The following is a 16,365-nucleotide window of genomic DNA, read 5'->3' as shown; positions in this document are numbered from 1 at the left end:
TCGTGAATCTGCATTCAAATTAATGGAGAGAGAAAAGGCAAGGTGGAAGGCTGCCTTCAACATAGTGATCATATTTAACTCGCGATACATTCGCTCATCCGGTTACAGATGTTACCGCACGCATTCACACTATTTACCTTCACGTCACCCTGCGTAATTAACCATAGCGTAAATATCCATATCTATCGATATAGATGATAATTATTCTTGTTCAATGGCAACCCTAAAAAATGAGTTGGGATGACGATGAACATGACAAGCGATAAGGGTGTTAACCATCACCCAAGCAGTGGTGCCAGCAACTGCAGCGCCTTATCGAACTCGAACTCGTTGACCGCCCGGCTCACCTCTTGAAATGCAGCACGCAGCGGCAATGCACTGCCAGCCAGATCAGCCTCAATCTGCTGACAAAGCGCCAACGCCTGGGCATCGCTCTGTGCCAGCAAGGCCCCCAACTGCTGGAGTTGCGCCGCCAGCATCCCGGCATCGATGCCTCGGGAAGCGCCCATCGTCACAGGGGACACTGCCAGCGCGGCTTCCAGCCCAGACAGCAGGGGCTTCAGCTCGGCCATCAGGGATGGCAAGCGGGTTGCGACCCCTGCATCATCCCCCTCTTCACAGGCTTGCTCGAGCAGCGCCGCCTGATCCGCCACACCGGTCGCCCCTATGGTGCTGGCACTGCCCTTGAGGGTGTGAGCCAGACGTCGGGCCGTGACGTTGTCATCCGATACCCACACCGAGTGGAAACTGGCTTCAAACCCCTGCTGCCCGTTACAGAAGCGCTGCAACATATTGCGGTAGAGCGCACTGTCGCCCCCCATCACGGCCATGCCCCGCTGCACGTCAAGGCCGGGCACGCCTTGCCAAGGGGTCGCATCGTCAGTCACCTGCAACTTGCTGGCGGCAGCCAGAGGTCTGGCGGGTGTGATCCAGTGCGAGAGGGTCGCCAGCAACAGCGGCATATTCAAGGGTTTGGCGATGTGGTCATTCATGCCTGCCGCCAGCGCCTTCTCTTTATCCCCGACCATGGTGCTGGCTGTCATGGCGATAATGGGGATCCGGGCCAGCGCCGGATCGGCGCGGATCAACCGGGTCGCGGTGTACCCGTCCATCACCGGCATCTGGCAATCCATCAGGATGCCGTCAAACCCGCGATCTTGCGCCAACAGGGCGAGCGCCTGTGCCCCATCGCCAGCACAGACCAGGGAAATCTGCTCCTTGCCCAGCAGGGCCAGCGCCACCTCCCGGTTCATGTCGTTATCATCCACCAACAGCAGACGAGCCCCCGCCAACCCATGAGCGGGCAGCGCAACCTGATGATGGGGGCTTGCATCCGATAACGCCTCTCGTCCCACGGCATCGCCCCCCTGCGCCTTACACAATGCCTGACACAGTGCCTGCGGGGTAAACGGATGGGCCAGCACATCACACGGCGCCAACCCCAGCGCAGCAACATTGCTGGCAAGCGGTGCGGGATCGCCCGAGGTGATCAGCAAGATCGCGGGCGGCGCTGCCAGCGTGCCAACCTCCTGCAGCACCTCTGACAACCAGCTCTCCCCCTCCTGCCAGCCCAGCACAACTCGATCACAGGGTTTGCCCGCCGCGATGCCTTGATGCAGCAGTGCCAGCAGCGCGGCGGGCTCGTCCGCGCAGACAAGCTCAACAGGCAGCGCCGCCAGCTGGTGGATAATGGCTACACGCGAAGCTGGGTGAGGTTCCAGCAACAGCAGACGCTGCGGCGCCAGCGGCATGGCCACACGTTGCTCTTTCTCCTTACCCTGATCCGCCAGGGTGGCGAGACAGATACGGAAGTGGAACTCGCTGCCCTGCCCCGGGGCGCTCTCCACCCGGATCTCACCGTCCATCAGTTGCACCAGATTGTGCGTGATGGCCAAACCAAGACCGGTGCCACCATATTTGCGGGTGGTCGAGCTGTCAGCCTGTTCAAAAGAGTGGAAGAGACGCTGGCACTGCTCGGCTGTCATCCCGATACCGCTATCCTGCACACTGCCCTGCAGCCAGATCTTGCCATCTCGCTCGTTACTGCGTGCCAGCCGGACAATCACCTCTCCCTGCTCGGTGAACTTGATGGCATTGCTGGTCAGGTTGAGCAGGATCTGGCCAAGCCGCAGGGGATCGCCGCACAAACGGTCAGGCAGATCAGCGGCCAGATCGAACAGCAGCGCCAGCCCCTTTTCCCGCGCCCGAAACGCCGTAAGGTCCGCCAGCCACTCGAACACCTCGTTGAGCTGGAAATCCACCTTCTCCAGTTGCAGCTTGCCCGCCTCCATCTTGGAGAAGTCAAGGATGTCGTTGAGGATCCCGAGCAGGTTGTTCGCCGCTCTGTCTATCTTGCTCACATAGTTGTGCTGCTCGGGGGAGAGGTTGGTTTGCAGCACCAGATGGGCCATGCCGATGATGGCATTCATTGGCGTGCGGATCTCATGGCTCATGTTGGCCAAAAATTCGCTCTTGGTTCGGGTGGCATCTTCGGCGATCTGCCTAGCTTCTAGCATGGCGGCCTCAGCCTGCTTACGGTCGCTGAAATCGAAGATGATTCCGTCCAGATAGATGGCCTTACCCTCGGCATCATAGGTGGCGAGTCCGATGGAGTAGACCCAGCGGAGCTGACCCCAGCGATCGAAGATGCGATACTCGTTGATGTATTGCCGATGTTCGGCAATGGCATCGATGGTGTTGCGGTTGCTCAGTTCGAGGTCATCAGGATGGATCAAGTCACCAAAATCGCGGCTGTTATCGACAAAATCGCTGGCGGGATAGCCGGTTAATTTTTCCGCCTCGTCGCTGACGAACAACATGGTCCAGGGATGATGAGGCAAGCAGCGATAGACCATACCCGGTACGTTGCGCACCATGGACTGGATCCGCTGCTCGCTCTCGTGCAGCCGCTGGCGATCTGCCGCTATCCGGTCATGAGCCTCCCGCATGGCCTGCTCGGCGGCACGGATCGGGGTGATGTCGACCAAGCTGCCGACCGCACCGCTTCGCTCGCTCTCGGCAAGCTCGATCCCCGAGAGAAAATAGAGCATGTCCAGAGGACGGCCATCCGGCGAAAACAGGCGCACCTCATGCTGCGTTCTGGCCTGGCTGCCAGCCACCCTCAACAAGGTGTTGTCCTCATCCGCCGAGTCCAACCCGGCAAGTTGGGGCAACTCCGCCAACCGCTTGCCCTCGAGCGGGCGGGCACCACCAAATGAGCTGGTAAAGGCGCGATTTACCCCCAGCAGGCGACCCTGATTATCGGTATAGAAGAGAGGATGTGGCAGGGTATCGATCAATGCCTGCTGGAAGGCAAACTGCTCGTTGCGCTCGCGGATACTGCGGCGACGCAACATCCGCCCCTGCCAGAGCAGGGCCGAGCTCAGACATATCAACAGGGCGGTGCCGAACAAGGCCACTCGCCGCCATCCTGACACGGCCTGTTCCACATTGCCCAACAGCAGCAGCGTCCACTGCCCTTTGGCATCGTGCCACTCGATAGGCATGCGGCTCACCAGATAGCTATCTTTCCCTATCCGAACTTCACTGCCATCGAGTGCAGGCAGGATCACCGGTTTGCGATCCGGGGCAAAGTAGTGTCCATATAGGCGAGAGGCAAAGAGCTGCTGTTGCCTGGCGGCAGAGTTCGGTCCCACCACCGCCATTTGCCAGTCGCTCTTGTTGCTGGCCATCACCACTCCATCTGGCGAGACCAGCAAACCGATGGTATCGCCCCACCCGGCCAGAAAGGTATCGAGCAGCGCCATCTCGTAGCGCGCTACCACCACCCCGGTAATGTCGCTTCCTTGCGCCCGATCGTGAGAGACTGGCGCCGCCACATAGATCATCCGCTTGCCGGTATTGAGGCTAACCCCGGCATCTACTGTTTCCAGCCCCTTGAGCCCTTGCCTGAAGTAGGAGCGAAACGACACATCCTGCCCGACGACATGGCGGCCAAGCGCATCCCAATCACGGACAATCACCCCTGCTTTATTGGTAACAAAGGCATGATTGGCCTTCACCCCCTGCGCCAACACCTGCAGAGCTTCGCTCGGGCTCAGCTCCCCCCGCTCGAGCAGTGACGATTGCTGGATCTCGCGGTTGAGGCGGCCAGCCAGTTGCACCGCCCCCATCCCCTTGCTTGAGAGGGTCAGTTGCTGCAGATTGTCGCCCTCGCGCTGAATGCGGGTATCCAGCGACTGGCGATACTCCTGCCGCTCCAGCTCCAGATAGAAGGCGTCGACCAGCGTGGCCAACATCAGGGAGAGCAACAGCACGGCAGCAATGTGCCAGAGACGCGATTTCATGGTTGACAGCATGCTCCATCGTTCTGCCTGGCCATCATCAGCACCGCCTCACAGGAGAAGACGTGCAATAAAAGGCACTCACCGAGCAGCGCATTCATCAACTTGTGGCAGCCACTCTTATCATCAACCAGCAGCACCATAGGATGAGCCGCGCTCGGGGCAAGATGTTCCATATCTCGTGATTCTCCCTGCCAAGATGGAGGATGGCGACCCCTGCCAACCTTTCTCACACCATAACGGATCCCCCGACAGGCAGCCATGACAACCCGGTTGAAATGTGCGCACAACCCGACAGGAGCCAGCAACTCACAAGGGATAAATCGGATACAAGAAAAAAGTGGATATGGGGTAATGGCGGTTGTACACCATCAGAAGATGGGTCAGCACCAACGGTATGATGATATCGGATTGCTCTCTTTATCACGTTGGGTGATGAGCCAGCTTGCAGATTTATATTTCCAGCGCAAGGTTGCAGAGGTATCGGTTGACCGGGGTCATGCACCCTATATTATCATGCTCAAAATGAGCTGGCAGGATACAGCGACAGATGGGCACATCAGATAGCCATATGGACATAGCAAAAATAATTTCCGGGCCCACGCTGGTACTGGAAAAAGATAATGTGCACAGCGATGCGCTATGCAATCAGTTACGAGCCATTGGCATAAGCCAGATTACGGTGGTGGAGAGTGTCGAGGCGCTGGAACGTTGCGTGGCTGATGGCCCTGCCGCCATGATCATCTGCAATATCGATCTCGATTCGGCAAACTTGCTCACGCTGCTGAAAAATATTCGCAGTAGGGCACCTCATCACACACTGCCATTTTTGACCCTGACCTCAGGGACAGATCGCCCATTGATCGAACAATTTGTCCAGGCGAAAGTCTCTGACATTATCTTGACCCCGCTCAAGCCCGATACCCTTAAAACCAGGATCACTCGGCTGCTGTTGGCAACCAGCCAGTCGCAGCCCCCACTTTCACAATTTGAATTCGGTCGTTTGCACCGTTTTTCCAACAGCGATCTGGTCGCCAGCAATCAGGATAGTCCAACCATTCTGGTGGTTGACGATGTTCCAGATAATTTGATGCTGATCACCTCGGTATTTCGCAAAGAGTTTCATCTCAAGTTGGTCAAGGATGGCGAAAAAGCGATCAGGATCTGCCAATCGGATAATCCACCCGATCTGGTGCTGCTCGATATCATGATGCCCAACCTGAACGGATTCGATGTCGCCAGAATTTTGCGTGAACATCCCCACTCTGAGCACATCCCCATCGTCTTTATGACGGCACTGGATGATATCTATTCCCGTAAACGGGCGATGAAACTGGGGGCCGTCGATTTTATCACCAAGCCGATCGACATCGAGATGCTGCGTTTTCGCATTGCCAATCTGATGCGGCTGGTGCATGCCAGAAGAGATCTGCAAAAAGAGTTCGATCAGATGCTTGAGCTCAATGCGCTCAAAGAGAGCCTCGAGTTCAATATCCGCTATGAAATTCGGGAGCCCCTGCTCAACGCGCTACACCTGCTGGAAGAGCTAGCGGCCGACTCATCGCTCAACATGCTCCAAAAAACCCAGCTATCCATCACCAGAAAATCTGTAGGCGATGCACTGGCATTGACCCGGCTGGCCAGCGAGATTTACCAGATTGAAACCGGCACCTTTGTTTTGAAAGCGGGTAAAGTCCAGCTCTTTAATATTTTCAACCGGCTTTCGGTGCAATTCAAAAATCTCTATGCCGGGAAAAAGCTCGATATCAAGCTGACCAAACCCAAAAATTACCTCTATGACGAGCTATTCATCGCAGGTGACGAATTTCTCTGTTATTCCGCGTTTCAAATATTGACACGGCTCGCTTGTGAGCATGCGACGCCCTCCTCCTGCGTGGAAATTGTATGTCTGAAATATCCCGACAGCATTATTTTAAATATTGATAGCTCGACCTTGCTGGATATCAACAATGTCCTCTCTCTGTTCGACAGATTCCCATCATCTAATAACAACAAAGAAGCACACAGTCACAATGGCTATCATGGCAAAATCATGCTGGAAGCTCATGGCGCCACCGTTACTGTGTCGCTGGATGAAGAAACCAGGCTGCTGAATATCTCGGCGTCCTTCCCGCAAAAAGAGGGTTTCAATCCATCTCCAGAGTGAAAAGAATCACGATCACAGAACTCTGCGGTAACATCGCCGTGGATCATTTTTGGCTACTGCGATGGGTGAATAAACAAAAGGATTTATCACCCCTTTCCATTTATCGTCATCTGGTGGTTTACGCAACGGGGTCTCTTTAATGCAAGCAGCAAGGGCGAACACCATGAAGCTACCTATTATCCTGTTGGGCTATCTCATTTATACCCCACTCAACAAACCCATCCATTTACGGAGATAACATGAATCTCATTCGCCGCGTTATCCCCTTGTATGTTCATATTGCCCATCTGTTTCTGGGTTTATTGCTGGTGTTTGCCTTGATCACTCTTGGTCACCAATATCGGCAAACCAAAACCATGCTGATGAAAGAGGCTGAAGAGAGATTCACCCTGATTGGCCAAATCACCACTCAGGCTTTAGAAGGGCTGTTCAGCACCTCAGCTTTAAGCGTCAATCTGCTCGCCCAACAGCGCCTGACCGAAGCCAAGACCCTGTCAGAGCGAATGGCCAGCCTTCCCTACATGACAACCCTGCTCAAAGGACAACCTTCTGCCAACGCGGTGTATGCCGGTTACAACAACGGCGATCTATTCTGGCTCATGCGCTGGCCTGCCGACACCGAGGTACAACACCTAACGCCGCCCGCCAATACCCGCTGGATCGTGAAGAGCATCCGGCATCAAGAGGCAACCACTCTTACGGAGACCTTCGCGCTGGCCGACAATCTCACCATCATTGAACGGCAAGAGGAATCAGGACAATTTTTTGATCCAATAGAGCATCCATGGTTTATTCAGGCCAAGCAGAGTGGACAGCTGGTGCAATCTCCTCTCTATATCTCGCACGATACTCAGGAGATGTACCTGAGTTTTGCCGAACCAATGCAAAATGGGGCTGGCGTCATAGGGATGAGCCTGAACCTCCGAGCTATCGAGCGCCTGCTCAAATCCGCCAAGATAACCCCCAATATGCGTCTAGCCATCGTCAATGAGCAGGGCGAGCTAATGACAAGTCATAAAGGTGGGATGGTGATTCATGAAAATGGCGCTTATCGACTTGCAAGAGTGACCGAAGCCGACCTGCCTATGATCCAACACTTGATGAATGCTAGTCAGAATCAGAAGGCAGATAGTCTTTCCTTTAAATCAGAGGGCAATGATTGGCAAGGAATGCGTATCACTTTACCGGAAGCCGATGGGTCAAAATTAACCCTCTGGATTGCAGCACCTGTCGATGAGTTGCTGGCCACCGCCTTCACCATTCGCAATCAGACCTTCCTTCTGTCGGGCATCTTCCTGATCTTTGCCCTGTTCGCGGCCATCAAGCTGGCCAGAACCGCCGCCAGGCCCCTTGATGACCTGACTCAAGAAGCAGGAAAAATCGCCCACTTCGACTTCAACGATCCGATCCGAGTCAACTCCTATATTGCTGAAATCATCGATCTCTCCCAGGCCATGGGCGACATGAAATCGACCATCCAGCGCTTTTTGCAGCTTTCCACCTCCCTCTCCAGCGAGACCAGTTTCCCCCGCTTGCTGGTGCGGCTGCTCACCGAAATGCAGCAACTGACCGGTGCAACAGGCTGCATGCTCTACCTCTCCGATAGCGGCAACAAGAAGCTGGATCTGGCAGGGTTGTGCTGGAATGGCGAGGTGCAGGAGCAAACGCCGATCCACAGTATCGGAACCCTCAATCAGCCAAAACATCCACTGTTCCAGAGCTTGCAAGGAGTAGAACTGGAACCCGTTGCGTTGGTCACCAGCGAATTGCAGATCCTGTTTCCCTACATTGAGGAGAGCGACACGCCGCTGACCTTCTGGCCGATTGCCCTGAAAAACCGTGATGGCCAACTGCTCGGCACCCTGGTGTTTCTGATCGATGAACGGAAGAAGTCCCTGACCCCGCAGCGGATGGCATTTGTCAACGCGCTCTCTTCCACCGCCGCCGTGGCACTCACCACCCAGCGGCTGCTGGAGGAGCAGCGCAATCTGCTGGAAGCCTTTATCCAGCTCATCGCAGGGGCCATCGATGCCAAGAGCCCCTATACCGGTGGCCACTGTCAACGAGTCCCCGAACTGACCAAGATGCTGGCAGAAGCGGCATGTGAGGCCAAGGAGGGCCCCTTCCAACACTTCTCGCTCGATGAAAAACAGTGGGAAGCAATACATATCGCGGCTTGGCTGCACGACTGCGGCAAAGTCACCACTCCGGAGTTTGTGGTCGACAAGGCTACCAAGCTGGAAACCCTGTGCGATCGCATTCACGAGGTCAGGATGCGCTTTGAAGTGCTGAAACGGGATGCCGAGATTGCCTACTGGCAGGCACGTCTCCATGGGGGTGATGAGGCCACGTTACAGGCCACGCTGCAACAGCAGTGGCAACAGCTGGATGAGGAGTTTGCCTTTATCGCCCGTTGCAACGAAGGGGGCGAATTTATGGCCACAGAGGATATTGCAAGGCTGCAGCAGATCGCGGGCCGCACCTGGCAGCGCACGCTCTCCGATCGGATTGGGATCTCTCAGGATGAACTGGCGCGCAAACAGCGGGCCGCGGAGTCACCGCTGCCGGTCACCGAACCCTTGTTGGCCGATCGCCCGGATCACCTCTTCACCCGCAGCAACCGCGACCGCCTTGCCCCTGACAACCCTTGGGGATTTCAGGTCAACACCCCTGAATACCTCTATAACCGCGGCGAGCTCTACAATCTCGCCATCCGCCGGGGCACCCTCACAGATGAGGAGCGCTACAAGATCAACGAGCACATGATCCAGACCATCATCATGCTCGAAAAACTCCCCTTCCCCGCCAACCTGAAACAGGTGCCGGAAATCGCAGGGGGACACCATGAGAAGATGGATGGCACTGGTTATCCCAAGCGGCTGAAACGGGACGAGATGAGCATCCCTGCCCGGATGATGGCCATCGCCGATATCTTCGAGGCGCTGACCGCCGGCGATCGCCCCTACAAGAAAGCCAAATCTCTTTCGGAGGCCATCCGCATCATGGGATTCATGCAACAGGATCACCATATCGACCCCGAGCTGTTTGCGCTCTTTCTCCGCTCTGGCGTCTACCTGCGCTATGCCAAGCGTTACATGAGCCCGGAGCTCATTGACGAGGTGGATATCAGCCCCTATCTCGCCAGCCATTGATCGCCGCGAGGCACTCTGGGTTACCTGATGCCTGCAGTCTGGGGATCTGCATGCAGACCCGCCGTCTTGTCACCGGTGGTCACCCCGATGCGTAATAGAGATGGGGAGGATATGCACCGGACAGCCATGCTAATCCTCTCCATGGCACCTTGTTCTGACTGACCTTACGGACACTTGCCAATAACGGTAATCGAACAAAAAAACGATAAAAATCAAGATAGATAGCCAATTAAAACGACATAATTGACTATAGTTCAATCGAACGTTTTAAAAACGTGACCACTTCACATGGGCCCAGCGCAATGACCACTGAACGGGAACCGTTGATCCGCTCACTGTTTGATGAGTACATCGAGATGTATTCATCACGGGATGATCGGCTCACCACGCGGTTTAGCGACAATTTCAGCGGTTTTGCCGGCAGCAGTGATGTTCTGGTTACCGATAAAGATGAGTGGGTCCGGATAACCCGCCGCGATTTTACCCAGATCCCGGGCAGGATCCGCCTGGAAATACTCGATGTGACCCTGCAAGATCTGGCCGCGGATGTGGTGGCTGTCACCGCCTTCTTCCATATCCATCTACCGAAATCCGAACCTATCCTCTCCCGCAGAACCGCTAGGCTGGTGCTGATTTTTCGACACGAAGCCATGGCGTGGAAAATTGCTCACAGCAGTATCTCCATCCCTTACAGTGCGGCTCGGGAAAGCGAAATTTACCCGATGACCAGTCTGGAGGAGCGCCAACATGAGCTGGAGCTCATTATCGAGATCAGAACCAGGGAGCTGGCGGAAGCGAACCGGAAACTGGAAGCGCTCAGCAATACCGACGGGCTAACCAATATCGGCAACCGTCGTCTGTTCGACAACTCATTGAACCAGGCCTGGGAGCACTGTATTCAGACAGAGATGCCGATTGCGCTCATCATGCTCGACATCGATCATTTCAAGCAGTTCAACGACCTCTATGGCCACGTTGCCGGTGACGAGTGCCTTCGATTGCTGGCCCATACCCTGGCGCTATCCGGGCGCCGCTCGGGGGAGTTGGTGGCTCGCTACGGTGGAGAGGAATTTGTCATCCTGTTGCCACATGTCGAGCGTCAATCCGCCTATGAAATTGCCCAACATATCCAGCGGCTGATTTTTGCACTCGCGCAGCCACACGCACAAAATGCCACCGGTCTGGTGACCGTTAGCATGGGTGTTGCCTGCCTCAGACCATCGAGTTACTGGCAGCCCTCTGAACTGGTCAAACTGGCTGATGCTGCGCTCTACACCGCCAAATCATCCGGCCGTAACTGCATCAGAGTGGCGGAGTCACCCAGCCTCCCGCAACCAGTCTGCCCATAAGTCCCTCATCCCCCCCCATCCTCCCCACGGGGAACCACTGCGCGCTAACCATGCACGGCAAGGCTCAACGCATCCCATCGCAACATACTTTCCCACTGATCCACTGTGCTTTGATAGGTATCTGCCGCGTTGTAATGGACCATGGCATGCAGGCGGGCATGATGGCCAAGTCGCTTGACCACGTCGGGCATGGCATTGAGGCTGGCCAGCACCCGCGCCAGATCGCCGGGATCGTTTGGCTGATATTTGCGGCAATTCACGTCATCGATGAGGTGTCGATCCCACCAGGCGCCATCGGCCGGGATCACTACGCATAATCCCGCCGCCATGGCCTCCAGAATGGAGAGACCAAACGGTTCCTGATGGCTGGTGGAGACAAAAATGCCGCATCGAGATCGGATCTCGTCAAGATTGGCGGGGTTGGCATACCAATAGGTGTCTGGCAGTTGTGGCTGGGGCTGGCTGCAGGGTTGCAGCGTGCCCTTGGGCTGCAGATAGCACACCATCAGCTCGGGGCGAGCGTCAGGGATCAGTTGATGGGCGGCCAGCATGGTCTCCAGCCCCTTCCAGCGTAGCAACGAGGCCGCCCACAAAATACGAGGCCCCCCCAGGGTCGCTTTGGGCCAATCAATCTCGCTCAAGCCGTTGGTAAATGGCTGCCAGTGTGACGGGAACTCGGTCTCGCCAAGCCGGGCCAGCAATGCCGCCAGGGAGCTGCGGGTTGATTCGAGATAAAACACAAAATTCGCCCGTTGCAAGGCCCTGGCAGAGAGCCCCGAGCACCCCACAGGGCCATGGATCAGCTGAACCACCCGGCACCGCAACCAGCGGGCCGCCCAGTAACAGCAGAGATCCACCCCCGGCCCGGACGCCGCCACCAGGCACTTCACCTGCCCCAAGCGCAGCACAAGCCAGAGGATCAGCAGGGTCTGCCACCCCTGTTTGAGCAGATAGCCGATGCCGGACTCCCGCCCCTTCAATATGTGGGGCAGCCAAAGAGGATGATGCTGACAACGGGGCCAGGAGTCGGGATCCTGGGTCAACACATGGCATGTGAGCCCGGGCATCCGTTTGGCCAACTCATCGAGCAGCACTTCGGTCGCAACCTTGGAGCCACCGCGAAACGGGATAGGATCCACAACGATGACCTTTCCGAACACCGGCTCAGTTTGCATGCTCATCTTGCTGCTCCCTTACTCTGGCACCTTGCGGCGGCCAAACCCCAGTTGCACTCTTTGCGCCACTCTTGCCATCCCACTCGCCAGCATATTGCGCCCTCTGGCAAGGAGTCGTTGCCCCGCCCAGTGAATGAATGGTCGGAAGGGTGTGGAGGCCGTGGCGTGCCAACGACCAGCCAGTGCGGCGTCCCACACCGCCGTGACCCCGTCGACATAGCGCGCCACCGTAAACAACTGTGCGGCACGCAGCTGAGCAGCCCGCCCCATTTCACATCGGCGCTGCGGATTGCTCAATTGCCGCCAGTGATCAGCCATCTCGGCCCAATCCCCCGGGGTTGCCAGCAAACCGGTCACCCCCTCCTCCACCACTTCGGGGATGCCGCCCACTCGGTAGGCACTGACCGGGAGCCCCAACATGCCCGCCTCCGCCAACGTCAGACCAAACACCTCCTCACGGGCGCCGGAGACCAGCAGATCCACCCCGCCCCGCAAGATAGCCGCGCTGTCCGGTCGCTCGCCGAGAAAGTGGACCCGCTCGGCCACCCCGAGCTCGACAGCCAACGCCATCAATGCTTCCCGCTCCGGACCGCTGCCAATAATCAGCAACTGGGCCTCCTCCCCCGATGCCATCAGGGCAGCCAGCGAGCGGATCAGCAGATCAATCCCCTTGCGTTTGATCAGGGAGCCAACGGTTGCGATGATCATATCCCCCGGGGGCAAGCCCAGCATGCCGACGACCGGCCAGTGAGCTCCGCCATTCAGGCGAGCGGCATCCACCCCGTTGGGTACCCGGATCAACCGCTCGGCCGCGCAGCCATCCTGGCGCCAACCGGTCAACACCGGCTCGCTCACCCCGATCAGCACGCTTGCCTGATGAACCCGCAGGCTGAATCTGTCTCTTGGCTGGTAACGGGCATGGAGGTGGCACACCAGCGGTACCTGCAACGCCCGACAGACCCCCGCCAGCCACTGACAAGGAGCCGCGCTGTTGGCGTGCACCAGCCCAATCTGCCGTTCGGTGATGAGCTCTCTGGCTCGCCGGGAGAGGCGCCGATGGGCCGCAAGATCAAAACGGGGCGCCTGCCATCCCAGCAGCAGGCTGAACGGCTCGACCATGGTTTCTACCCCGAGGGTGGCCACCTCTGCCGCCAGCGTCGGGCTATTGCACCAGAGCAACGGCGTAAAGCGGCTGCGATCGAGGTGGGCCAGCAGATCCAGCAGGCAGCGTTCGCTGCCGCGGATCCAGTCCTCTCCGTAGTGAACCAGCAAAACAGGGGTTGCGTTCATCCTCTTGCTCCCTTTGGTGGCACTGCCGGCAACCGGGTTGCCTCCTGATGCTCCTCAGCGGTGGCCTTCACCTCTGTGGCCGCCTGCTGCACGTACTTGATGGCGGCGACGGCCAGCGCCAATTCCAGATAGATGGGCCAGGTAAACCCCTGGGTCAGGAAGGATCCCGAAATCACAAACCCTACCATGCTGGCCATCACCCCCTGCATCGCCGTGATCACTGCAGGAGGCATGCCAGCAAGCTGACAACGCCAGCAACTGCGCAGGGTCACCGTCACCATGCCGATAAACAGCGCCAACCCGACAAAGCCGGTTTCAGCCAGCACCCCGAACCAGGTGGAGTGCACCGCATGATTAAGCCCATCCCAATGGGGGCTGTAGAAGAAGTAGTTGTAATAGAAATTGGACAAGCCCACCCCCACCAGCGGGTGGCCCAGCGCCATCCCCCAGGCCGCTTGCCAGGTGTAGATCCGCCCCATGGCCGAGGCATCGACCCCGCTCTCGGCGGCGCCGCCAGATGCCCGGTCGCTGATCCCGGCGGCGGCAAACAGCACCACCAGCGCGACCATCCCCAGCGAGATCAACAGGGTTTTCGACTTCACCCGCTGCCAGGCAAACAGGCCACCAACGGCGCAGATACCCAGCAGACCACCCCGGCTCTGGGTGGCGATAATGGCGGCCGCAGTCAGCGCAAAGCCAAGCCCCCCCAGCAAACGCCCCCCCACCCCATTGCCCTGATTGAGCAGCAAGCTCAGCGAAAAGCCGGCAGGAAAGAGCAGCACCAGCGCCAGATCGTTGGGATCCCCCAGCACAGAGCCCAGCTCGCGCCCTATGGTCACCCGGGTCCCCTCCACCAGCCCAATTCCGCTCGCCTTGTTGTAGAGGGCCACCAGCGCCACCAGACAGCCCGCCACCACAAAGGTGCGCACCGCCAGCGCAAAATCCCCCGGGGTGCGCACCAGCCAGGCGGTGGCCAGGGTCATCAGATAGATCTTGCTGTAGCTGCCGGTCCAGGTGGCGATCGCCTCGCCCCGGTTGCTGGCAAACAGCACACCGATGGAGACCATCACAAAGAAGGCCGTCAGCCAGCTCAGGGCTGGACTCCAGTAGGGCTTGATCCGGCCGGTCAGCAAAATGTGCCAGACCAGCGCACCGATGGCGGCCAGCGAGAAGAGCAGCGGGATCTTGAGGGGATAGAGCTGAGGGAATACCTCATGCAGCCGGAAAAAGGAGAAAGTGACAAACCCCAGCACCATCAAGAAGGGCCAGCGCAGGGCAAACCAGATGGCGGGAATGGCAAGGCCGAGCACCGGCAGCAGCAAGGGATGGGGCAGCCGCCACCAGAGCAGAGCCAGCACCAGACAGATGGTGCTTGCCCAGATGGCCGACGTTAGACGAGCCATGATCCTGCCCACCATTGGCCGAGCCAGACCATCGCCAGCGCCCCGAGGGAACTGGCCCAGAGGGTGGAGAGGCGATACGGCAGCGGCAGCAACCGCTGGCTCACCAGATAAAAGGCCAGCGCCCGCACCAGATAGACCAGCAGTAGGGTCCAGATCACCCCGGCGACCCCGAAGGGGGGGATGGCGAGCAGAAAGCCTGCGACCCCAAGGGCGCTGCAGCCCAGATTGATCACCATCTGGGCATTGCTCTTCTCGCCGCTAAAGCAGCCGACATTGAGCAAGTCCGAAACATTGCGCACCGCCATGCCCAGCACCAGCAGCGGAATATAGGCGATCGCCCCGTGATAGCTCTCCGGGGTCAGCCAGCGAATAAGCAAGGGGGCGGTAAGCCCGACAATCCCCGCGGTGACAAACCCCAGTACCGACCCCATCACGCTGTAGTGGGCATTGAGTCGCAGTCCATCCGGCTCGCGCAGCAGCATGAAACGACGGGGATACCACCAGAGGGCAAAGGGTTGCAGCAACAACCCCACCGCCAGCGCGAGCTTGCCCGCTACGGCGTAGTAGGCAAGCAGCGCCTCCCCCACCACATCGGCCAGCAGCCAGCGATCCAGTCCGCTCAGGGCAAAACCTGCCAACCCGCTCACCACCAGGGGCAATCCATAGCGCAGCAGCGGCCGGTAGTGTTGCCAGTCAAAGCGGATCCCGCTATCTCGCCACTGCCAGAGGCTCAGCAGCAGCGCCAGTGCAACGCAGGTCAGGGTGCCGGAGGCCAGCACCCCGCTTACTCCCCAACCGAGCCAGAGCCACCAGCCGGTCAGCACCGACTGGATCACCGCCTTGCCTGCGGTCGCCACGAAAAAGAGCCGCGCCTGATTGCGCATCCGCAGCCATGCCAGCGGCACGCCGATCACCCCTTCAAACGGCAGGGCGCAGAGCACCCAGCGCACATCCGCAAGGCGGGTTTCAACTGGCAGCCAGGCTTGCACCACAGGCGCCAGCAGCCAGAGCAGCACCAGACTGGCCAGGGCGATCAGCCAGACCAGACCAAACATGCGGGCCACCACCTGCTGGCGCTCCTGCTCATCTTTCGCCAATCCGGCAAAGCGGTAGAGGGCATCCACCAGCCCGAAGCCCAAAATAAGGGAACCCAGATTGATGAGAGTCAGCAGCACCTCCAGCTGGCCGTATTCACGAGGCAGCAGCTGATGGGTCAACACCGGAAGCATCAGCAGGGAGATCCCCTTCATCAGGAGCAAGCCGCCGGCGTAATAGAGCATGGCAATCTGGTTTACACCAAGTTTCATAGGGCCTCCCAGCCACCCGACGCATCCTGCTCCGGGTCAGCTACCGCTAATGCAAAGCCCACGCCACTCACTCCAGCCCTGAAGCGATAGCCCCTCTGTGCGGCTGAACCGGCCTGAACAAGCCCAGAATGAGACTAGCATTTGCGTTTTGCACAACGCTGGCTGCAAATTGCACCGACCGGCGCAATCTGCCCCTCCTCTTAGCCCCATTTGGCCCG

The 16,365-nt window shown here is 58.2% G+C and carries 9 protein-coding genes; 3 read left to right on the top strand and 6 right to left on the bottom strand.

The genetic code is table 11. The annotated features are described in order from the left end of the window. Positions 1 to 278: 278 nt before the first annotated feature. Both OKC42_RS09260 and OKC42_RS09255 read right to left on the bottom strand, forming a co-directional pair. On the bottom strand, positions 279 to 4,307 hold the full coding sequence (locus OKC42_RS09260; protein WP_270819511.1) for an ATP-binding protein: 4,029 nt from the start codon (positions 4,305 to 4,307) through the stop codon (positions 279 to 281). Beyond that, positions 4,304 to 4,480, bottom strand: a complete 177-nt coding sequence (locus OKC42_RS09255) for a hypothetical protein (RefSeq protein WP_158113075.1) — start codon at positions 4,478 to 4,480, stop codon at positions 4,304 to 4,306. Before OKC42_RS09255 ends, OKC42_RS09260 begins: the two co-directional genes overlap by 4 nt. A 374-nt stretch (positions 4,481 to 4,854) precedes the next feature. Here OKC42_RS09255 and OKC42_RS09250 point away from each other — a divergent pair, with 374 nt between their 5' ends. The 3 genes from OKC42_RS09250 to OKC42_RS09240 all read left to right on the top strand — a co-directional run bounded on the left by OKC42_RS09250 (position 4,855) and on the right by OKC42_RS09240 (position 10,972). Beyond that, positions 4,855 to 6,471: a response regulator gene (locus tag OKC42_RS09250; protein ID WP_270819510.1), complete on the top strand. Its 1,617-nt coding sequence runs from the start codon at positions 4,855 to 4,857 to the stop codon at positions 6,469 to 6,471. Between the two features lie 239 nt (positions 6,472 to 6,710). Then, entirely contained in the window at positions 6,711 to 9,623 is a 2,913-nt protein-coding gene (locus tag OKC42_RS09245; protein WP_270819509.1) for an HD domain-containing phosphohydrolase, read from the top strand. A 302-nt stretch (positions 9,624 to 9,925) separates the two neighbouring features. Beyond that, the gene (locus OKC42_RS09240; protein ID WP_270819507.1) at positions 9,926 to 10,972 is read left to right on the top strand and encodes a GGDEF domain-containing protein; all 1,047 of its coding nucleotides are present in this window, start codon (positions 9,926 to 9,928) and stop codon (positions 10,970 to 10,972) included. A gap of 44 nt (positions 10,973 to 11,016) precedes the next feature. On the opposite strand, the gene OKC42_RS09235 is transcribed toward OKC42_RS09240, so the two are convergent. The 4 genes from OKC42_RS09235 to OKC42_RS09220 are packed head-to-tail and all read right to left on the bottom strand — an operon-like array spanning position 11,017 to position 16,147. Beyond that, the gene (locus OKC42_RS09235) at positions 11,017 to 12,153 is read right to left on the bottom strand and encodes a glycosyltransferase family 4 protein (RefSeq protein WP_270819506.1); all 1,137 of its coding nucleotides are present in this window, start codon (positions 12,151 to 12,153) and stop codon (positions 11,017 to 11,019) included. A 12-nt stretch (positions 12,154 to 12,165) separates the two neighbouring features. Continuing rightward, positions 12,166 to 13,437, bottom strand: a complete 1,272-nt coding sequence (locus OKC42_RS09230) for a glycosyltransferase family 4 protein (RefSeq protein ID WP_270658772.1) — start codon at positions 13,435 to 13,437, stop codon at positions 12,166 to 12,168. Continuing rightward, a complete protein-coding gene (locus tag OKC42_RS09225; protein ID WP_270819505.1) occupies positions 13,434 to 14,840 on the bottom strand; it encodes an O-antigen ligase family protein in 1,407 nt (468 codons plus the stop codon). Before OKC42_RS09225 ends, OKC42_RS09230 begins: the two co-directional genes overlap by 4 nt. Then, positions 14,828 to 16,147, bottom strand: a complete 1,320-nt coding sequence (locus OKC42_RS09220) for a lipopolysaccharide biosynthesis protein (RefSeq protein ID WP_043819779.1) — start codon at positions 16,145 to 16,147, stop codon at positions 14,828 to 14,830. Before OKC42_RS09220 ends, OKC42_RS09225 begins: the two co-directional genes overlap by 13 nt. Between the last annotated feature and the right edge of the window lie 218 nt (positions 16,148 to 16,365).

Origin of the sequence: Aeromonas sp. Y311-2, assembly GCF_027706025.1 — a bacterium.
Taxonomy (GTDB): Bacteria; Pseudomonadota; Gammaproteobacteria; order Enterobacterales; family Aeromonadaceae; genus Aeromonas; species Aeromonas veronii.
This window is presented reverse-complemented; position numbering and strand designations above follow the sequence as displayed.